15 protein-coding genes are annotated in these 19,514 nt (G+C 55.4%); 3 read left to right on the top strand and 12 right to left on the bottom strand.

What is annotated here, in order from left to right; genetic code table 11:
- The first annotated feature begins 16 nt into the window (after nucleotides 1–16).
- Nucleotides 17–2,248, top strand: coding sequence for a glycoside hydrolase family 3 C-terminal domain-containing protein (locus NW211_RS03880; protein WP_375379570.1), 2,232 nt, complete (start codon nucleotides 17–19; stop codon nucleotides 2,246–2,248).
- A 109-nt stretch (nucleotides 2,249–2,357) separates the two neighbouring features.
- Here the strand turns inward: NW211_RS03880 and NW211_RS03875 are convergent, their stop codons facing one another.
- The 12 genes from NW211_RS03875 to NW211_RS03820 form a co-directional block, all read right to left on the bottom strand.
- Entirely contained in the window at nucleotides 2,358–3,059 is a 702-nt protein-coding gene (locus NW211_RS03875; RefSeq protein WP_087407665.1) for a Crp/Fnr family transcriptional regulator, read from the bottom strand.
- Nucleotides 3,060–3,225: 166 nt separating this feature from the next.
- Entirely contained in the window at nucleotides 3,226–4,173 is a 948-nt protein-coding gene (gene trxB / locus NW211_RS03870) for a thioredoxin-disulfide reductase (RefSeq protein WP_087407664.1), read from the bottom strand.
- 23 nt (nucleotides 4,174–4,196) lie between these two features.
- Nucleotides 4,197–4,835 carry a LolA-like putative outer membrane lipoprotein chaperone gene (locus NW211_RS03865; protein WP_258326981.1) on the bottom strand — a complete coding sequence of 213 codons (639 nt, stop codon included), beginning with the start codon at nucleotides 4,833–4,835 and terminating at the stop codon, nucleotides 4,197–4,199.
- Nucleotides 4,832–7,399 (bottom strand): DNA translocase FtsK, encoded by a 2,568-nt coding sequence (locus NW211_RS03860; RefSeq protein WP_087407662.1) that lies wholly within the window; start codon nucleotides 7,397–7,399, stop codon nucleotides 4,832–4,834. Before NW211_RS03860 ends, NW211_RS03865 begins: the two co-directional genes overlap by 4 nt.
- A 302-nt stretch (nucleotides 7,400–7,701) precedes the next feature.
- Nucleotides 7,702–9,165, bottom strand: a complete 1,464-nt coding sequence (locus NW211_RS03855; protein ID WP_258326980.1) for a TrkH family potassium uptake protein — start codon at nucleotides 9,163–9,165, stop codon at nucleotides 7,702–7,704.
- A gap of 11 nt (nucleotides 9,166–9,176) precedes the next feature.
- The gene (trkA, locus tag NW211_RS03850; protein WP_087407770.1) at nucleotides 9,177–10,511 is read right to left on the bottom strand and encodes a Trk system potassium transporter TrkA; all 1,335 of its coding nucleotides are present in this window, start codon (nucleotides 10,509–10,511) and stop codon (nucleotides 9,177–9,179) included.
- A 26-nt stretch (nucleotides 10,512–10,537) separates the two neighbouring features.
- Entirely contained in the window at nucleotides 10,538–12,433 is a 1,896-nt protein-coding gene (gene dxs, locus NW211_RS03845; protein WP_258326979.1) for a 1-deoxy-D-xylulose-5-phosphate synthase, read from the bottom strand.
- A gap of 27 nt (nucleotides 12,434–12,460) precedes the next feature.
- On the bottom strand, nucleotides 12,461–12,640 hold the full coding sequence (locus tag NW211_RS03840) for a hypothetical protein (protein WP_087407659.1): 180 nt from the start codon (nucleotides 12,638–12,640) through the stop codon (nucleotides 12,461–12,463).
- Between the two features lie 270 nt (nucleotides 12,641–12,910).
- Complete coding sequence (locus tag NW211_RS03835) at nucleotides 12,911–13,684, bottom strand: prephenate dehydrogenase/arogenate dehydrogenase family protein (RefSeq protein WP_087407658.1); 774 nt, start codon at nucleotides 13,682–13,684, stop codon at nucleotides 12,911–12,913.
- Between the two features lie 47 nt (nucleotides 13,685–13,731).
- Complete coding sequence (locus tag NW211_RS03830) at nucleotides 13,732–14,796, bottom strand: bifunctional 3-deoxy-7-phosphoheptulonate synthase/chorismate mutase type II (RefSeq protein WP_087407657.1); 1,065 nt, start codon at nucleotides 14,794–14,796, stop codon at nucleotides 13,732–13,734.
- Nucleotides 14,797–14,809: 13 nt separating this feature from the next.
- Nucleotides 14,810–15,994, bottom strand: a complete 1,185-nt coding sequence (locus NW211_RS03825) for a pyridoxal phosphate-dependent aminotransferase (RefSeq protein WP_258326978.1) — start codon at nucleotides 15,992–15,994, stop codon at nucleotides 14,810–14,812.
- Complete coding sequence (locus NW211_RS03820; RefSeq protein WP_087407769.1) at nucleotides 15,969–16,814, bottom strand: prephenate dehydratase; 846 nt, start codon at nucleotides 16,812–16,814, stop codon at nucleotides 15,969–15,971. Before NW211_RS03820 ends, NW211_RS03825 begins: the two co-directional genes overlap by 26 nt.
- Nucleotides 16,815–17,286: 472 nt before the next feature.
- On the opposite strand from NW211_RS03820, the gene NW211_RS03815 reads away from it, so the two are divergent.
- Together NW211_RS03815 and tig are read left to right on the top strand one after the other, a co-directional pair.
- Nucleotides 17,287–17,748, top strand: coding sequence for a hypothetical protein (locus tag NW211_RS03815; protein ID WP_087407655.1), 462 nt, complete (start codon nucleotides 17,287–17,289; stop codon nucleotides 17,746–17,748).
- Nucleotides 17,749–17,952: 204 nt separating this feature from the next.
- On the top strand, nucleotides 17,953–19,314 hold the full coding sequence (gene tig / locus NW211_RS03810) for a trigger factor (RefSeq protein ID WP_087407654.1): 1,362 nt from the start codon (nucleotides 17,953–17,955) through the stop codon (nucleotides 19,312–19,314).
- Nucleotides 19,315–19,514: the final 200 nt, after the last annotated feature.

Below are 19,514 nucleotides of genomic sequence, written 5' to 3'. Positions count from 1 at the left end.
CTTCAAAATAATTATCATGAGATCTTTTCTAAAACCCCTGTGGGCTGCCGCGCTGTTATTCCCTTTGCAGGCGGCCATGGCCCAAACACCTGTTTATCTCGATGATTCGAAACCCATCGAAGATCGAGTAGAAGATGCCCTTTCGCGAATGACCCTCGAAGAGAAAGTGGCCTTGTGTCACGCTCAATCGAAGTTCAGTTCGGCGGGAGTCCCCCGTTTGGGTCTGCCCGAGAACTGGATGACCGACGGTCCTCATGGCATACGTCCCGAAGTGGCTTGGGATGAATGGAACCAGGCCGGCTGGACCAACGACTCGTGCATGGCCTTCCCGGCCTTGACCTGTCTGGCCGCTACGTGGAACCCCGACATGTCTCTGCGTTATGGTCGGGCCATAGGCGAGGAGGCCCGGTACCGGAACAAGAATGTACTGTTGGGTCCCGGCGTGAATATCTACCGCACGCCGTTGAACGGGCGCAACTTCGAGTATATGGGCGAAGACCCTTACCTGGCTTCCGAGATGGTGGTTCCCTACATCCAGGGAGTACAGTCGTGCGGAGTAGCCGCCTGTGTGAAACACTTTGCCCTGAACAACCAGGAGGAAGACCGCTATACTGTCGATGTCGAGGTGAGCGACCGGGCCCTCTACGAAATCTATCTGCCGGCTTTCAAGGCGGCGGTACAGCGAGGCAAGGCATGGGCCATCATGGGTTCTTATAATTGCTACAAGGGGCAGCATTGCTGTCACAACCAATATCTGCTTAATGATATTTTGCGGGGCGAATGGGGCTTCGACGGCGTCGTTGTCTCCGACTGGGGTGGCGTTCACAATACCCGGGAGGCTGCCTATAACGGTCTCGACATGGAGTTCGGTACCGGTACCGACGGCTTGTCGGTGAGTGCGAGCGATGCTTATAACCACTACTTCCTGGCCCGGCCTTTCCTCGAGCAGATAAAGGCCGGGGTGATACCCGAGTCGGTGGTCGACGGTAAGGTGCGTAATATTCTGCGAATGATGTTCCGCACGACGATGAATCCCAACCGTCCCTATGGTTCGTTCGAGGATCCGGCTCATGGCGAGGCTGCCCGGCAGATAGCCGAGGAGGGAATCGTGCTGTTGCAGAACCGCGACAATACGTTGCCTATCCAGTTGGAGAAGACTCGCAAGATATTGGTCGTAGGCGAGAATGCCATCAAGATGATGACCGTGGGCGGCGGCAGCTCGTCGCTGAAGGCACAGTACGAGGTTTCGCCTCTGGACGGCCTGCGGGCAAGAGTGGGCAGTGCCGCCGAGGTGGTATATGCCCGTGGTTATGTAGGCAATACCGACGGTTCCTATAATGGTGTGGTTTCGAAGGTAGACCTGTCGGAATCGCGCTCGGCCGACGAACTGCTGGCCGAGGCTGTGGCTTTGGCCCGTGAGGCCGACTACGTGATTTTTGTGGGTGGCCTCAATAAGAACAGTCACCAGGATTGCGAGGGAGGCGACCGTTATGACTATGGTTTGCCCTACAATCAGGACCGACTGATCGAGGCCTTGGCCGAGGTCAACCCCCGCACCGTCGTGGTGCTTGTCTCGGGCAACAGTGTGGCCATGCCCTGGGCCGACCGGGTAGGAGCTATTGTCGAGGGCTGGTATTGTGGCAGCGAGGCCGGCAATGCCCTGGCTGCCGTGTTGGTGGGCGATGTGAACCCGTCGGGCAAACTGCCCTTCACGATGTGCACCCGTCTCGAAGATTATCACGCGCATGCCCTGAACGACTCGTTGGTTTACCCCGGAGTCGACCATCGTGAGATATACAAGGACGATATTTTCGTGGGCTATCGCTGGAGCGACAAGCAGAAGAAAAGCCATCGTCCGCTCTTCTGCTTCGGTCACGGGTTGAGCTATACCACATTCGAGTATGGCAAGGCGGTGCTCGACCGCAAGCAGATGACGGAGGCCGACAGCCTGCGGGTGTGTGTATCGGTGAAGAACACGGGTAGCCGTGCCGGAGCCGAGGTGGTACAACTCTACGTGTCGGATCTGAAGTCGTCGCTGCCCCGTCCGATCAAGGAGCTGAAGGGATTCCGCAAAGTGATGCTGCAACCGGGTGAGAGCCGCGAGGTAGAGTTCGTGCTCGACCGTACGAGTCTCTCGTATTTCGACGATGCGAAACATGCGTGGGTAGCCGAGCCGGGACGCTTCGAGGTGCTCATCGGGGCTTCGGCCGAGGATATTCGTTCGCGTGCCGGATTTGAATTGAAATAGTCTCCCGTACCGTATCGCAATACGGAGTGGATATAACAAAAGAAGCTGTCGTCCCGTCCAGGGGTGACAGCTTCTTCTGTATGATAAGGGTAAGATATTGTCGTGGTGTTTATCCGAATTTGCTGATTTTGCGTAACCGCTCTTCGTCGATAATCTGGATGCGGCGGCCGTCGACCGTGATGATTTTTTCGTTGGTAAAACTCGACAAGGTGCGGATGGCATTCGAGGTGGTCATGTTCGAGAGGTTGGCCAGGTCTTCACGGGCCATGTAGATGTTGAGGGTGAGTCCGTCTTCCTCGACGCCGTAGTTCTCTTTGAGTACTAGCAGCGATTCGGCCAGCCGGCCCCGGATGTGCTTCTGGGTGAGGTTCACCGTGCGGGCATCCGATATGCCCAGATCGTTGGAGAGTTCCTTGATGAAGAACCAGGCCAGCCCGTTGTTTTGGCGGATATACTTCTCGACCAGGGGCATGGGCAGAGAACCGATGGTAGAACTTTCGATGGCGGCTGCGGCGGTCACGTAGGCTTCGCGGGAGAAGTAGGCCCGGTAGCCGAAGTACTGAACCGGACGAATCAACCGGATAATCTGGCTGCGGCCTCCCACGCCGTCCTTATAGATTTTTACTTTCCCCTTCAATAAGCACATGAGTTGCGAGGGAGTTTCGCCTTCGCTGTATATGATTTCGTTTTTTTTGAAATTCTGAATCTTGAAATTTTCGGCAATAATGCGTTTTTCCTCACTTTCGAGCAACGCCCAAAAGTCGGACATCTCTTCTTGTAGTATAGACTCCAGTGTGCTTTTCTTGACCATTTGCCTTATAACTATGTTTTACAGCACAAAAGTAACTAAAAAATTGATATATCGTTTCTTAAAAGAGGAAAAATATCTAATTTTATAAGAAATAGAGCTTTAGAATAAAAAAAATAAGGAAGGAGAATAAATTCTCCCTCCTTTTGAGCCGCTCAGGCAAATCTTGTTACAATTTGTTATTGATGAGGTATCGCTCGGCATCGATGGCGGCTTTGCAACCCGAGGCGGCGGCAGTGATAGCCTGACGATAACGGGGGTCGGCTACGTCGCCAGCGGCAAATACACCGGGCAGATTGGTCTCGGTCGTGAAGGGCTTGGTAACGATATAGCCGTTTTCGTCGAGTTCGATGGCACCTTTGAATATATCGGTGTTGGGTTTGTGCCCGATGGCCAGGAAGAACCCGTCGATAGCCAGGTCGTATCGCTCTTCGTGGTCGGTATCTTTCCCTTTGACCAGATGCACGCCCTCTACACCGTTCTCGCCGAACAATCCTTCGGCCTGGGTCTCGAACAGGATTTCGATGTTGGGGTTTTCGATTACCCGCTGTTGCATGATATTGGAGGCACGCAGGTAGTTCTTGCGCACAATCAGATAGACCTTCGAGGCGAGGTGCGACAGGTATTCGGCCTCTTCGCAGGCGGTATCGCCGCCGCCTACGACGGCCACGATTTTCTTACGGTAGAAAAATCCGTCGCAGGTAGCACAGGCCGATACGCCCATGCCGGCATATTTGGCCTCGTCGGGGAGGCCCAGGTACTTGGCCGAGGCGCCGGTCGAGATGATTACGGCATCGGCCTCGACCACCTTCTCGCCCTCGATGGTGATGCGGTAGGGGCGGGTCGAAAAGTCGGCGGCGGTAGCGATACCGCGGCGAATGTCGGTACCGAATCGGGCAGCCTGTTTTTTCAGGTCTTCCATCATGTCGAATCCCGATATACCTTCGGGGTAACCGGGAAAGTTCTCTATTTCGCTGGTGGTCGTGAGTTGTCCACCGGGTTGCATGCCCTCGTAGAGGACGGGTGCCAGATTGGCCCGCGAGGCATATATGGCGGCGGTATAACCGGCCGGTCCCGACCCGATGATGAGGCAACGGATTCGTTCGTTCTGTTCCATAGTTTTATTTCGTTTTTAAGTGATTAGCGTAAATCGATGACTTCGGCCTTGGGGTATTGTTTCTTGTCGAAAACAAAGGTGGCATCGGAAAAGTTCTGCCCGGTGACCAGTCGCGACAGGGCGATGGTGCTGTGCGTGCGGTCGCTGTAATAGATCTGGAACGACTGGGGCATCCAGTTCGATGCGTTTACGGTGAGTACCACCCGGTCTATCTGGGTTCCCTTCTTCTTGGGGGTAAGCTCGGCCACCCGTTGCTGGCTGTTCTTGGCCTTCAAGGCCTTGACGTTGAATTTCTGCTTGTAGGTGGTGATGAGCGTGTAGGGGTTGATCGAGGCAATTTCGGCCGGGGTGGGTTCGGTAAGGTTCACCTCTTCGGAGGCTTTTACATAGGCCCATTGCAGTTGGCCGTTGTACCAGACGGTCATGGCGGGGGTTGTCCAGTAGAACTTGTCGCCCGACAGTTTTATGGTGCCCGACTGTTTGTCGACCGGTTCGTTCAGGGCGTTGTATACGGTGAGGGTAAACGCAGCCGACAGGTCGCCCGAGCGGCGTATTTTTTCGACCACCCGGTCGAGTGCGGCGGTGCCGTTTTGAGCCTGTGCCACCTGGGCATTGGCCAGGAGCAGAGTAGCGCAGAAAAGAAGGATGCGACTTAGTTTCATTTCATTAGGTCTAATTTGTTTTCAAGAGCCATGATGTCCGAGATTAACACCTGACGGGGTTTGCCGCCTTCGCTCGGGCCCACGATACCGGCGGCTTCGAGTTGGTCCATCAGTCGGCCGGCCCGGTTGTAGCCGATGGAGTATCGCCGTTGCAGCGACGAGGTAGAGGCTTGTCCCGATACGACAATCATCTTGGCGGCCTCTTCGAAGAGGGGGTCGCGGTTGCTCATGTCGGCCCCGCTGCCCGAGTCGCTGTTTTCGTTTTTGTATTCGGGCAGTTCGTAGGCTTCGGGGTATCCCTGTTGATGGCTGATGTATTCGCAGATACGTTTCACCTCGGGGGTGTCGATGAAGGCGCATTGGATACGCTTCAGTTCGCCGCCTTCGGTGAAGAGCATGTCGCCCCGGCCGATAAGCTGATTGGCACCCGGAGCGTCGAGGATGGTGCGCGAGTCGACCATCTGCATCACGCGGAAGGCGATACGGGCCGGGAAGTTGGCCTTGATATTACCCGTGATGACGGTTGTCGAGGGCCGCTGGGTGGCGATGACCATGTGTATACCCACGGCCCGGGCCTTCTGGGCGATACGGGCGATAGGCATCTCGACGTCGCGTCCGGCCATCATGATGAGGTCGGCAAACTCGTCGATGACCACCACGATATAGGGCATGAACTTGTGTCCGTTGTTGGGGTTGAGCCGGCGGTGGATAAACTCGTCGTTATACTCCTTGATGGTTCGCACGTTGGCCTTGGCCAACAGGGCATACCGGTTGTCCATTTCGATGCAGAGCGAGTTGAGGGTGGCGATGACCTTGTCGCTGTCGGTGATGACCGCCTTCTCGGCATCGGGCAGTTTGGCCATGAAGTGTTTCTCGATGACCGAATAGATACTGAACTCGACCATCTTGGGGTCGACCAGTACGAATTTGAGTTGGGCCGGGTGTTTCTTGTAGAGCAGCGAGGTGATGATGGCGTTGAGGCCTACCGATTTACCTTGTCCTGTCGCACCGGCTACCAGGATGTGGGGCATCTTGCAGAGGTCGGCAATGAACACCTCGTTGGTGATGCTTTTCCCCAGAGCCAGCGGCAGGTCGTATTTGCACTCCTGGAACTTGCGCGAGGCAAGTACCGAGTACATCGATACCATCTTGGGCTCCTTGTTGGGCACCTCGATACCCACGGTACCCTTGCCGGGAATGGGGGCGATGATGCGGATACCCAGTGCCGAGAGGCTGAGGGCAATATCGTTTTCGAGATTCTTGATGCGGGCAATGCGCACGCCGGCCTCGGGCTTGATTTCGTAGAGGGTGACGGTGGGGCCCACGGTGGCGGTGATGGAACTGATGCCGATGTTGTAGTTTTTCAGCGTCTCGGTGATGAGCTTCTTGTTGGCCGCCTGCTCCTCCATGTTTATCTCAACCTCGCTGCTCTCGCGCTTGTCGAGCAGGTCGAAGGTGGGGCGCTTGTAATGCGAGAGGTCTTTGGTGGGGTCGTAGTCCTCGAGGGGCGGAGCCTGGGTGGTCATCTCGTCGGTCTCGGCCGTTTCGATGACAAACGAGGGGTCGCCGGTGTCGATGGTGAGGCGCTTGGTCTCCTCGTGGTCGTGGGGTGCAGGCTCTTCCAGTTCGTCGGGCGAGGGGAGTGGCTCTACCAGATCGTCGGGGTATCCGGCCGTGATGTCGTCCATTTCGGAGGCCGCAAGAGTATCCTCTGGTTTGATGTCCGTTTGGGACATTTCATCGGGCGTTGGTTCCGTTTGAGCAGTTTCGGGTACGGTATCCTCCGGGGTTACGGTTATCTCTTTTTCGTCATCCTCTTTTTCGGGTTTGTCGTGGTCTCCGCTGTTGGCCCACTGGTCGGCTTTCTTCCGAATCGACTGGATGGCCCGGCCGGTAAGGTTGACCGATGAGGCGCGACGTATGTAGTCGATGGTCTTGTAGCTGAGGTGTACCAGCAAGATGATGGCGAGCGCCGCAATAAAGAGCGCGGTACCCCAGGGACCTATCCAGGCGTTGAGCCATTGGGTGGCGTAGTAGCCGTGGTATCCGCCCAGGTAGAGGAAGGTGCCCTGGTAGCTGTGCAGAAAGATAAAGCCGAAGAAGAGCGACAGGACGATGATGGAGAGGGCACACGTGATGGTGAACCGTATCATGCGGGTGTGCGATACCCGAATGAAGCGGCGCCCTACCACATAGAGCCACAGCGCTACGATGAAGGCCGAGATGCCCATCCAGCGGTTAATCATGAGGTTGGAGAGGTAGGCTCCGAATGCTCCGGTCCAGTTTTGTATGTCGTTGCTTACCGACGAGAGTTCTCCAATCGAGAGATTTTCGATTTTGCTCTGGTCTACACTACCGGTGAACAGAAACGAAATAAACGATATGGTCAGGTAAATCGAGAAGATGATGAGAATCACCCCGATGATGAAGTTGACACGCTCGTTCTTGAACAATCCCTTGTGAGGTTTCTTCTCTTCTTGTGGTGCTTCCTGAGGAGTCTCTTGAGGTGCACTCTCTTCGGGTTGTGTCGGTTTTATTGGGTTTTCTTCTTGGTTCTTGGGCATATTGGGAATAGCTGATATATGATTGAAACAAATTGTTACAAAGGTAGTGAAAGGTGAAAGCAGAGACAAACGAAAATGAAATTTTCAAGTTTGGCTATGCTGAACCGCCTCCTATCTTCTACAAAGGTAGTGAAAGGTGAAAGCAGAGACAAACGAAAATGAAATTTTCAAGTTTGGCTATGCAGAACCGCCTCCTGTATTCGTGTAGCAAAGATAGGCAAAGTCGTATGTAAAAACAGAGCATGAGCCGATATTTTTACACGAAATCCCCTCTTGGTGGAGCTGACGAGAGTGTGCCGGTCCTACGAGTTTTTCCAGAAATAGGAGGTAAAGAGGATGAGCACGGTGAACAGCTCGAGACGCCCGATGAGCATGATGAAAGAGAGGGTCCATTTGCCTATGTCGGGGATAAAGGCATAGTTCCCGACCGGTCCCGTGGCTCCGGCTCCCGGCCCGATGTTGCTCAGACACGAGAGGGTAGACCCGAAGGCCTCTTCGATCGAGAGCCCCAGTGCCGTCAGCACGATAGAGCCGGCAATGAGTACCATCACATAGACCAGGATGAAGGCCAGAATCTTGGAGACCACCTCGTGCGAAATGGCTTTGCCGTTGACCCGCACGGGCAGAATGGCGTTGGGGTGGATAACCCGGTAGAACTCGTTGCGGGTATTCTTGGCCAGCACTACCAGACGGTCTATCTTGGCACCGCCGCAGGTCGAGCCTGCACAAGCACCGAAGAACATGAGCAGCAGGAATACGGTAGTGAAGAAGGGTCCCCAGGCTACGTAATCGCCCACGGTGTATCCCGTGCTGGTGATGACGGTGACTACCTGGGCCAGCGATACCCGCACGGTCTCTTCGAACGAACTGTTTTGTCCCGTCACATAGAGTCCGGCTACCACTACGACCGTAGCTCCCACGACGATAACGGTATACCATTTGGTCTCTTCGTTGGAGAAGAGTCGCTTCACGTCGCCGGTGACGGCCCGGTATACCAGGGCGAAGTTGATACCGGCCACAAAGGTAAATATCGTGATGACATAGTCGATATAGGCCGAGTGCCAGTGGTTGAGGCTGGCCTGCTTGGTCGAGAATCCACCCGTGGCCATGGTGCTGAAGGCGTGGCAGATGGCGTCGAACGGCTTCATGGGACCTACGCACAGCAACAGGCACAGGATGGCGGTGAGCGATATGTATACGTACCACAGCTTTTTGGAGGTCTCGCCAATCTTCGGTTTCAGTTTCTCGTGTGAAATGCCGGTCACCTCCGAGTTGAACAGAATCAGGCCGCCCTGGTGGTTGAGCATGGGCAGTATGGCGACGGTCAAGAGGATGATACCCATACCGCCGATAAGATGGGTGAAGCTGCGCCAGAACAGAATGCCGTGGGGCAGGGCTTCGACGTTGGGAATAATCGAGGCTCCGGTTGTCGTCAGCCCCGAAACGGTTTCGAAAAAGGCATCGGCTACACTCAGAGAGTTGGGCATAAAGCAGAAGGGCAACATGCCGAAGAGGGTGAAGAAGAGCCAGATGGAGGTGACAATCAGGTAACTTTCGCGTTTGCCCACTTCGTTGCGGGCATTCCGGAAGAAGTAGAACAGCGCACCTCCCGTGATGGCCGTTATCCCTATCGACAACAGGAAGGCCATGGCGTCGCCTTCGCCATAGATGAGGGCAACGATATAGGGTGCGAGCATGAGGATGGCCTCCAGACAGAGCAGCATCCCGATAAATTTCAGTATGACACGAACATTGATTTTGGCCATAGTTTCTCTCGTTAATTAAACAGCTTGTCTATTTTGTGCAGGGCCGTGTCGAGACAGAAGATGACGACGTGGTCGTTGGGCTGTATCCAGGTGTTACCGGTCACCACCATACCGTGACCGTTGCGCACCAGACCACCGATGGTCAGGTCCGACGGCAGTTTCAGGTCTTTGACCGGCGCTTTGGTAATCTTGGAGTTCTCTTTGGCGACGAGCTCCATCACTTCGGCATCCGACAGGGCCAGACATTTGGCGTTCGACGAGTCTTCGTCGAGCAGCAACTGGAAGATGCGGCTGGCCGCCAGCAGCTTCTTGTTGATGATGTTGCCGATGTTCAGCCGCTCGGCCGTCGAGATGAATTGCAGGTTCTCGACCTCGGCGATGGTCTTCTGCACTCCCAGCTCTTTGGCGGTGAGGCAGGCCAGAATGTTGGTCTCGGAGCTGTCGGTGAGGGCAATGAAGGCATCCATGTCGCGTATGCCCTCCTCCTTGAGCAGGTCCACGTTGCGGCCGTCGCCCTGGATGATGATGACATCGTGCATGCGCTCGGCCAGCTTGTAGCTCTTCTGGCGGTCGCATTCGATGAGCTTGATGTCCATGTCGTCGGGGGCATAGCTCGAGATGCGTATGGCAATGCGACTGCCGCCCATAATCATGATTTTGTGGATTTCGGCTTCGCTTTCGCCTGCGAGCTGTCGTATCTCCCCGATGTGGTTGGGCGTGGTGGTGAAGTAGGCGATGTCGCCCACCTTTATCTCGTCGTTACCACGTGGGATAATGGTTTCGTGTATGCGCTTGATGGCCGCAATGTGAAACTGGCTGTCGGCTGTGGTGACTTCGTAGAGTTTCTTGTTCAGAATCTTGGCGTTGTCGTGCAGCTTCACGCTCAAGACGATGAGCTCGCCGTTGCACAGCTCGAACCAGTTGCGGGTCCAGGTGTGTCGCAGGGCGGTGATTACCTCCTCGGCCGCCAGCTTTTCGGGATAGATGAGTTCGTTTACCCCCAGGCTGTCGAAGAAGGCTTTGTTCTCGGGCAGCAGATATTCGTAGTTGTCGACCCGGGCCAGCGTCTTCTTGGCTCCCAGTTTCGAGGCCATGGTGCAGGCCATGATGTTGCGGGTCTCGAACGGCATGACGGCGATAAACAGGTCGGCCTGGTGCACCTTGGCCTGTTTCAGGGTCATAAAGGCGGTGGGGTTTCCCACAATCGTCATCAGGTTGTAGTTGGCGTCGAGTTCTCTTAGCTTTTCTTCGTCGTTGTCGATCAGGATAATGTCCTGTTCTTCCCGGGAGAGCAGTTTGGCCAGGTGGGTTCCCACCTCTCCGGCTCCGGCGATGATGATTTTCATAATGTATACCCTTTGTATCTTTATATTCAATTACCCATGAGGGTCGCGTAAATACTCTCTTCGTCGATGCCGCACAGCTGGTGCAACTCTTTGACGGAGCCCTGAGCGATAAACCGGTCGGGAATGCCCATCCGTTTGATGCGGGGCGTGTAACCGTGGTCGGCCATGAATTCCAGCACGGCACTCCCGAATCCGCCGGTGATGCTCCCGTCTTCCAGGGTGATGACTCTCTTGTATTTCTGGCCTACCTCGTGGAGTATCTCCTCGTCGAGGGGCTTGACAAAAATCATGTCGTAGAGGGCTGCCTTCACGCCCGCTTCGCGTGCCCGTTGCACGGCGTGCAGGGCATCGACCCCGATGGGGCCCACGCAGAGCACGGCTATGTCGTCGCCTTCGCATAGCTGGCGACCTTTGCCGATGGGCAGCTCGTGCATGGGGCAGCGCCAGTCGACCTGGCTGCCGCTGCCGCGCGGATAGCGTATGGCAAAGGGCCCGTTGTTGCGCAGTTGCGCCGTGTACATGAGGTGGCGCAGGTAGTGCTCGTCCATGGGGGCGGCGATGGTCATGTTGGGGATGCAGCGCAGGTAGCACAGGTCGAATACCCCGTGGTGCGTCACCCCGTCTTCACCCACCAGTCCGGCCCGGTCGATGCAGAAGGTGACGGGCAGTTTCTGTATAGCCACGTCGTGTATCACCTCGTCGAAAGCGCGTTGCAGGAAGGTGGAGTAGATGCTGCAGAAGGGTTGCAGCCCCTCTTTGGCCAGTCCGGCGGCGAAGGTGGCGGCATGCTCTTCGGAGATGCCCACATCGAACGACCGCTGGGGAAAGCGCTCCATCATGAAACACGACGAGCTGCCTGTGGGCATGGCCGGTGTGATGACGGTAATCTTGTCGTTCTGCTCGGCCAGCTCGACCAGCGTGTGGCCGAATACGTCCTGAAACTTGGGGGGCTTGTTGCCCTCGGGCTCGCTTTTGCGTTGGCCCGTAGCGGGGTCGAAACAGCCGGGAGCGTGCCAGATGGTAGGCTCTTTTTCGGCCGGAGCATATCCCTTGCCCTTGATGGTGCGCAGGTGCAGTATCTTGGGCCCCGTCATATCCTTGATGTCGTTCAGTTTGTTGACGATATTGATAACGTTGTGGCCGTCGATGGGTCCGAAATAGCGTATGTCGAGCCCCTCGAATATGTTTTGCTGTTTGGTGATGAGCGCCTTCAGACTGTTGTTGAAGCGCAGTATCGCGCCGCGGTGCTCCTCGTCGATGAGGTTGAACCGCCGCAGGGTGCGGTAGGCGTCGTAACGCAGCCGGTTGTACCCCCGCGAGGTGGTGATGTTTACCAGATATTCGTTCAATCCGCCCACGTTATGGTCGATGGCCATATCGTTGTCGTTGAGGATGATGAGCAGGTTGTTGGGGTTAATCGAGGCGTTGTTCAGTCCCTCGAAGGCCAGCCCGCCGGCAATGGAGGCATCGCCGATGACGGCAATCACCTTGCGCTCCTTCTCCTCGTGTTTCAGCCGGGTGGCGATGGCCATACCCAGCGCGGCCGATATGGAGTTGGAGGCATGGCCGGCGATGAAGGCGTCGTATTCGCTCTCGGCCGGATTGGGGAAACCGCTCAGCCCGTTCAGTTTGCGGCAGGTGTCGAACCGCTCGCGGCGGCCGGTCAGTATCTTGTGCCCGTAGGCCTGATGCCCCACGTCCCATACGATGCGGTCGTAAGGGGTGTCGAATACGTAGTGCAGGGCTACGGTCAGCTCGACGGCCCCCATGCTCGACCCGAAGTGTCCCGGGTTGTGGGCCAGCGAGCCGATGAGGAAACGGCGTATCTCGGCACACACCTCGGGCAGTTTCTCGACCGGCAGTTTGCGCAGGTCGGCAGGGAAGTTTATCTGTTTGAGTAGTTCTATGTTATCGGGTTCCATTTTCAACTATTTTATCGACTTGGCGGCTCATTGGTTGTTGCTCTCTCGTTTCCATTGTTTGTAGAGGGGCACGAATACGATGATTCCCGAGGCTATGATGGCAAACAGCACTTGCCCATCAATACCTTTCGCCCAAATCAATGTCACGGCACAAAAAAGCCATAGCAGTGCGATACACGAAATGCGGAACACATTATATTTTCTCATATCAAAAAATCCTGTTTTTTCAGTGTATGGGTATCGACCTCCTGAGTCAACCTACAAATATAGATATTCTTTTGCAAGAAAAGAAAATATTATACCAAAATCGCGGAGTAAATAAAAGATGATATTTTATAAATATAAGATAATCAATCGATTGATGACTTTTCTCAAGCGGGCGTCGAAAGGGTGAAAAACAAAAGATAGCGTACCGCCGGGGAGGGTGGCACGCTATCTCGATGGGGGTGTTGCCGGGTGTGGCGGCGACGGGAGTCTTCACTCGATGTTTTTCCGTACCCGGGTGAGGTACTCTTTCATGCGGTCGGTATCTTTCTGTTCGACGATGTCGAGCAGGACCGAGAGTTGCTCCTGTATCTGCCGCACCTGCTGCGGGGTGTTGGGGTTGAAGAGTATCTCGGTGAGCAGGTAGTCGTCTTCCGAGAGCAGGCCGCGGGCAATGTCCATGTGCTTCTTGAAGGTGGTACCCGGGGCATCCTGGTGCTTCATGATCGAGGCGAATACCAGGGTCGAGGTGAAGGGTATCGACAGGGAGTAGGCGATGGTCTCGTCGTGCTCGCGGAACGAATATTCGAAGATGTTGAGCCGCAACCGCTGGTAGATGTCCTTGAAAAAGACTTTGCCCAGGTGGTCGCCCTCGGTGATGATGATGACGTGCTGCGTGCTCAGGTCGCTCAGGTTGGCAAAGGTGGGGCCGAACATGGGGTGGGTCGATACGAACGGGTGTCCCGCCCGGGCGTAGAACTCGGGCAGACCGGTCTTGACCGAGGCGATGTCGGACAGGATGGTGCGGGCCGGCAGGTAGGGGAGCACCGACTCGAACGCCTCGATGGTGTACTTGACCGTGGCGGCGTTGATGACCAGGTCGGGGGCAAACTCGCCTATCTCTTCGGGGCGGGTCATGCGCAGGGTGTTGAAGGCGAATCGAAGCCGTTGCGGGTCGACGTCGTAGAGGGCGACTTCGTGGTCGAAGCTGAGTACGTCGGCAAAGAACGACCCCATTTTGCCGGCTCCGAGAATAACGATTTTCATAGACAATGCGACAACTTGTAATCTTATTGCTAAGTGGTAATCTCCTTTTATTTATTGATAATCTCCATTTGCTGGTGTACCGACTCCTCGTGAATGGCCTGCATGATCTCTTTCATGAAGTCGGCTCCCATGCCCAGCTCCACGGCCTCGGCCATGCGCTTTTGCAGAATCTCGTCATAGCGGCTGGTCTGCAAAACGGGCATGCTGTGCTCCTTTTTGTATTGGCCGATTTCGCGCGAAACCCGCATGCGCTTGGCCAGCAGTTCGAGCAGTTGGTTGTCGAGCTGGTCTATCTGGCTGCGCAGCTCCGAGAGGTTCTCGGTGGTTTGGGTGGTCTCGCGAATCACCAGCATGTTCAGGATGTAGTGGAGGGCGTCGGGGGTCACCTGCTGGTTTTTGTCGCTCCAGGCGCAGTCGGGGTCGCAGTGCGACTCGACGATGAGTCCGTCGAAACCCAGGTCCATGGCCTGCTGGCACAACGGGGCCACCAGTTCGCGCTTGCCCCCGATGTGGCTGGGGTCGCAGAAGATGGGCAGGTTGGGCAGGCGGCGGCGCAACTCGATGGGAATGTGCCACTGGGGCAGATTGCGGTAGAGGTGCTTGTCGTAGCTGCTGAAGCCGCGGTGTATAACAGCCAGCCGATGCAGGCCGGCGTTGTAGATGCGCTCGACGGCGCCAATCCACAGCTCGAGGTCGGGGTTCACGGGGTTCTTGATGAGTACGGGAATATCGACCCCCTTCAGGGCGTCGGCAATCTCCTGTACGGCAAAGGGGTTGGCCGTGGTGCGGGCTCCGATCCACAGGATGTCTATGCCGTGCTTGAGGGCTTCGAACACGTGTCGCTCGGTGGCCACCTCGGTGGCGGTGTACATGCCGGTCTCCTCTTTCACCCGTTTGAGCCAGTTCAGGCCCTCTACGCCCACGCCTTCGAAACCTCCCGGTTTGGTGCGGGGTTTCCATATCCCGGCGCGGAATATCTTGATGCCTTGCCCGGCCAGTTGGCGGGCGGTGTTCATTACCTGTTCTTCGGTCTCGGCACTGCAGGGACCGGCTATGATGACGGGACGCTTGAGGTCGACCCCGGGAAGTGTAATCGGTTGTAAGTCGTTCATAACAAATAGTATTTTAGGATTTCATTTTTTCGATACGTTGTAAAGCTTCTTTCATTCGCTCTTCGGGGGCGCAGAGCGAGATGCGCAGGTAGCGGTTGCCCCCGCTGCCGAAGATGAACCCCGGGGTGATGAATACGCGGGCGTCGTAGAGCACGCGGTCGGCCAGCGATTCGGCGTCGCGGGCCTCGTCGGGGATGCGCCCCCACAGGAACAGCCCCACTTGCGAGGGGTCGTAGCTGCAGTCGAGCGCCTGCATGATTTGCTCGGCAACGGTCCGTCGCGAGCGGTAGACCCGGTTTACCTCGGCATACCATTCGGGACCGCACGAGAGTGCCTTGATGGCCGCGCTCTGCAAGGGGCGGAACATGCCCGAGTCGATGTTGCTCTTCACCCGCAATATCCACTCGACAAACTGCGGGTTCGAGGCCAGCATGCCGATGCGCCAGCCGGCCATGTTGTGCGACTTGCTCAGCGAGTTCATCTCGATGCAGCACTCGCGGGCGCCGGGTATCGACAGCAGGCTGAGGGGCCGGTCGTTGAGGATGAAGCTGTAGGGGTTGTCGTTGACGATGACGATGTCGTGACGCCGGCCAAACTCGACCAGGCGGGTAAACAGCTCGACCGAGGCGTTGGCGCCGGTAGGCATGTTGGGGTAGTTGACCCACATGAGTTTGATGCGGTCGAGCGGCAGCGACTCGAGCTGATTGAAGTCGGGTTGCCACCCGTTCTGCTCGTCGAGGTCGTAGGTGAAGATTTCGGCCTCGGCCAGCCGGCTCACCGAGCTGTAGGTGGGGTAGCCGGGATTGGGTACCAACACCCCGTCGCCGGGGTTGAGGAAGGCAAGGCTGATGTGCAGGATGCCCTCTTTCGAACCGATGAGCGGCTGTATTTCGCGCTGGGGGTCGAGCTCTACGCCATACCAGCGGGCATACCAGTCGGCAAAGGCCTGCCGCAGTGCGGGAATGCCCACGTAGGGCTGGTAGCTGTGGGTGTCGGGGCGCCGGCTCTCGGAGCAGAGCGCCTCGATGGTATCGGCGTGGGGAGGCCGGTCGGGACCCCCGATGCCCAGGCTGATGATGTCGAGTCCTTGGGCATTGAGCCCGGCAATCTCTTTGAGCTTGCGCGAGAAGTAGTATTCGCTCACCTGGTTTACCCGGTGGGCGGGCCGTATGTCAAAGGGGTTTGTCAAATTCTGCATATTCTCCGAGTATTTTGAAGTTCTTGGTCAACGGCCGTATGGCGTCGAGCGATTGTTTGTAGCGGGTGAAGTTGTCGAACGTGAGGTCGATGTAAAACCGGTATTCCCACTCTCGCCCGATGATGGGCATGGATTGTATTTTCGACAGGTTGATGTCGTAGAAGGAGAGGATGGTGAGCACCTTCGACAGGCTGCCTTGCGTGTGGGGCAGGCTGAAGACGAGCGACGCCTTGTTGATGCGCTTGCCGGCGGTGAGCCAGTCGCTGTAAAGCGGGTCGGCCACGACCAGGAAGCGGGTGAAGTTGCGCTTGTTGGTCTCGATGCCCTCGGCCAGGATGTTCAGACCGTAGATTTGGGCCGCCAGCCGGCCGCAGATGGCGGCATGCCCCGTGAGGTGGTGCTGGGCTATCTCCTGGGCGCTGCCCGCCGTGTCGTCCTTTTCGACGAGTTTCATGCGCGGGTGGGTCTTGAGAAACTCTCCGCACTGCATCAGGGCCATGGGGTGCGAGTTAACCTCGCGTATGTCGTCGAGGGTCTCGCCCGGCAGAGCGGCCAGTACGTGCGAGATGCGCAACTTGTATTCCCCCACGATGTTCAGATTGCTCTTGCGCAGCAACTCGTGGTTTTGCAGCAGGCTGCCGGCGATGGTATTCTCGATGGCGATGATGCCCAGCAGGGAGTGGTCGAGTGCCATGCGGTCGAACATCTCGGCAAAGGTGGCACAAGCGACGGTCTCGATTTCCTCCTCGCCGAAGTAGGCGCGGGCGGCGGCTTCGTGGTAACAGCCGGCTATGCCTTGTATGGTGACTCTCTTCTTCATAGGTCGAAAATAAAAAAATCCCGTTCGGTGGTTGAACGGGATTTTACTATACGTGTCGTTGTTCTGTTTTACATTCTCTTAATTGCATAAAACCCCGTTTTTATTTTGGCGAAAATAAAAATAAAAGTAAAAGTAATATGCAAAATCAAAGTTCTTCATCGTTTCTCTGTTGCGAGTTTGATGTTGCAAATGTAATGAAATCATTTTTGATTCCAAACAAATCGCTATAAATTTTTGAATAAAACGATATTTTTTTTATTCTTTTCGAATCGTAGCCGTCACGATGATTGTGCGGGCATATATAAGAAATAAGAAAAATTTGATATGGAGTCGATGCCGATACTTGCTTTTTTCACTACCTTTGTGTGAAAGATAGAAGGCATTAGGGCCAAATCGGGTGGGGGAGAGTCTCTCTTTCTCTTCGATTCGGAGGGCTGTTGCCGACTGTCGCAACTTAACGAATAGAATGATTATGGACGCTTCGGAAGAAAAACTTTTCTCGACCCTGTGCGATACCCTTTGTGCAGCGGTAGAGAAGGCCCGTGCAGAGGCCCTGTCGCTCACCGACATGTATGTGCAGGTGAAGTATGACGAACAACTCTTTACCGTCTTCGACGACGGTGACGGCGTGCTGGCCCAGTCGACCATCGATGAGCTCGACGAGTGGCGCACGGCTCACGATGGCGACCAGCTGGATGCAGCCTTGATAGCCTTTTTGAGAAAGGTACTGGCCGATGAGCGGGTGAGCCAGGCTATTCACTCGCTGGATGTTATTTCGCCCTTCTCGGTGGTGCTGGTCAATGCCGACATGGAGCCGGTGGCCGACCTCATTACCATCGACGACGAGAATATCTATCTGCACGACGATTTCTGGGAAAAGATGGACAAGGAACTCGACGATTTCTTCGACCAGCTGATGGCCGATACCAAGTAGAACCTCTGTCCCCGACCGACCGGAAGGGGGGGAAGGGGCACCCTCGGAGCCCCTCGTTTGTCGGTTCCGAAAAAAGAAAAAATTTAATAATAATTTGATTATCGAAAGATAAGCACTAATTTTGCGCTCTCAAAATTTGCATGCTTTTTGTAGGCAATAGAGAGTAAAAACAGTAAAGAGTCTAATTTAATAAAATTCATAAGAATGAACGTTTCACATCAAAACACCGACAACCTGAACGCTGTGATTTCGATTGAAATATCGAAAGCCGATTATCAGGACAAAGTTGATAAATCTCTTCGCGCCTACGGGCAGAAAGCCAATATCCCCGGTTTCAGAAAGGGGAAAGTACCCTTCAGCATCCTCACGAAGATGTTTGGCAAATCGGTACGGGTAGAGGAGATCAACCGTTTGGTTTCAGAGGCTTTGTACAATTATATCCGCGATAACAAACTCAACATTCTGGGCGAGCCCATGACGGCCGAAGACATGACGGTCGACCTGGATGCTCAGGACGATTTCACCTTCCGTTTTGATGTGGCTCTGGCCCCCGAACTGAATGTGAAGGTAGACAAGTCGATTTCGGTTCCCTACTACACGATTACGGTCGACGACGATATGGTAAAACGTCAGGACGAATCGTTCCGTGCCCGCTTCGGCAAACAGGTTTCGGTAGACGAGTCGACCGACGAGAAAGACCTCATCAAGGGTTCGATGGTCGAGCTCTCGAGCGACGGCACTCCCCTCGAAGGCGGCATCACGGTAGAGAGCACAATCGTTTCGCCCAACTACTTCAAGAGCGACGACGAGAAGGCCAAGTTTGCCGGCGTGAAGAAGGGCGACAAAGTGGTATTCAACCCCTCGAAGAGCTGCAACGCTTCGGTAGCCGAACTGGCTTCGATGCTCAATACCGACAAGGAGAAGGCTGCCAATGTGACATCCGACTTCGAAATGACAGTGACAGATATTACCCACCTGCAACCCGCCGAGTTGAATCAGGAGTTCTTCGACAGCATCTTCGGTAAGGATACCGTGAAGACCGAGGAAGAGTACCTGGCCAAAATCCGCGAGATGATTGCCCACCAGCTGGTTCCCGAGAGCGACTACCGCTTCTCGCTCGATTCGCGTGCTGCCATCGAAAAAGCCGTAGGCGACTTCGAATTGCCCGACGCATTCCTCAAACGCTGGTTGCTCGCTACCGACAAGGAGCGCAAGGCCGAGACCATCGACGACGACTACTCGCGCATGGTACCCGACTTGAAGTGGCAACTGATCAAGGAGCAAATCGTAAAACAATTCGATATTCATGTCGACGACAACGACCTGAAGGCTATGGCCAAACGTGTAGCCGCCAGCCAGTTTGCCCAATACGGCATGACCGGTGTGCCCGACGATGTACTCGAGCGCTACGGCAACGAGATGCTCTCGAACAAGGATACCCGTTCGCGTCTCATCAACCAGGCTACCGAGATGAAGATTCAAACGGCTATCAAGGAATCGGTAACCCTCAACCACAAAGAGGTATCGATGGAGAATTTCCAGAAGCTGTTCGAAACTGCAGAATAAGACCAGTCGATAGTAATTCGATATAAATTCACACGAAGCCCCGGAACCCTCTGTTTTCGGGGCTTTTTGTCACCTCGGCCCGGTAGTTTTGCCGGTTCGAGGGGCAGGCGGGTTGTGATGCATATATTATTTTTTGTGAAAGCAGGTCCTAAAAAACAGGTGGCTCGCCCAAATTTATTTGGGGCATAACTGTTTTTGTT

The organism is Barnesiella sp. ET7, from assembly GCF_024733785.1.
In the GTDB taxonomy this organism is placed as follows: domain Bacteria; phylum Bacteroidota; class Bacteroidia; order Bacteroidales; family Barnesiellaceae; genus Barnesiella; species Barnesiella merdigallinarum.
The sequence above is the reverse complement of the archived record's forward strand: the minus strand, read 5'-3'. Positions and strand labels throughout refer to the sequence as shown.

What these genes read in the sequence shown, in the direction of transcription:
- trxB (WP_087407664.1), bottom strand. Translation starts at nt 4,173, where the DNA reads ATGGAACAGAACGAACGAATCCGTTGCCTCATCATCGGGTCGGGACCG.
- NW211_RS03815 (WP_087407655.1), top strand. Translation starts at nt 17,287, where the DNA reads ATGGACGCTTCGGAAGAAAAACTTTTCTCGACCCTGTGCGATACCCTT.
- NW211_RS03830 (WP_087407657.1), bottom strand. Translation starts at nt 14,796, where the DNA reads ATGAACGACTTACAACCGATTACACTTCCCGGGGTCGACCTCAAGCGT.
- NW211_RS03820 (WP_087407769.1), bottom strand. Translation starts at nt 16,814, where the DNA reads ATGAAGAAGAGAGTCACCATACAAGGCATAGCCGGCTGTTACCACGAA.
- NW211_RS03835 (WP_087407658.1), bottom strand. Translation starts at nt 13,684, where the DNA reads ATGAAAATCGTTATTCTCGGAGCCGGCAAAATGGGGTCGTTCTTTGCC.
- NW211_RS03825 (WP_258326978.1), bottom strand. Translation starts at nt 15,994, where the DNA reads ATGCAGAATTTGACAAACCCCTTTGACATACGGCCCGCCCACCGGGTA.
- dxs (WP_258326979.1), bottom strand. Translation starts at nt 12,433, where the DNA reads ATGGAACCCGATAACATAGAACTACTCAAACAGATAAACTTCCCTGCC.
- NW211_RS03855 (WP_258326980.1), bottom strand. Translation starts at nt 9,165, where the DNA reads ATGGCCAAAATCAATGTTCGTGTCATACTGAAATTTATCGGGATGCTG.
- trkA (WP_087407770.1), bottom strand. Translation starts at nt 10,511, where the DNA reads ATGAAAATCATCATCGCCGGAGCCGGAGAGGTGGGAACCCACCTGGCC.
- NW211_RS03875 (WP_087407665.1), bottom strand. Translation starts at nt 3,059, where the DNA reads ATGGTCAAGAAAAGCACACTGGAGTCTATACTACAAGAAGAGATGTCC.
- NW211_RS03840 (WP_087407659.1), bottom strand. Translation starts at nt 12,640, where the DNA reads ATGAGAAAATATAATGTGTTCCGCATTTCGTGTATCGCACTGCTATGG.
- NW211_RS03865 (WP_258326981.1), bottom strand. Translation starts at nt 4,835, where the DNA reads ATGAAACTAAGTCGCATCCTTCTTTTCTGCGCTACTCTGCTCCTGGCC.
- tig (WP_087407654.1), top strand. Translation starts at nt 17,953, where the DNA reads ATGAACGTTTCACATCAAAACACCGACAACCTGAACGCTGTGATTTCG.
- NW211_RS03860 (WP_087407662.1), bottom strand. Translation starts at nt 7,399, where the DNA reads ATGCCCAAGAACCAAGAAGAAAACCCAATAAAACCGACACAACCCGAA.
- NW211_RS03880 (WP_375379570.1), top strand. Translation starts at nt 17, where the DNA reads ATGAGATCTTTTCTAAAACCCCTGTGGGCTGCCGCGCTGTTATTCCCT.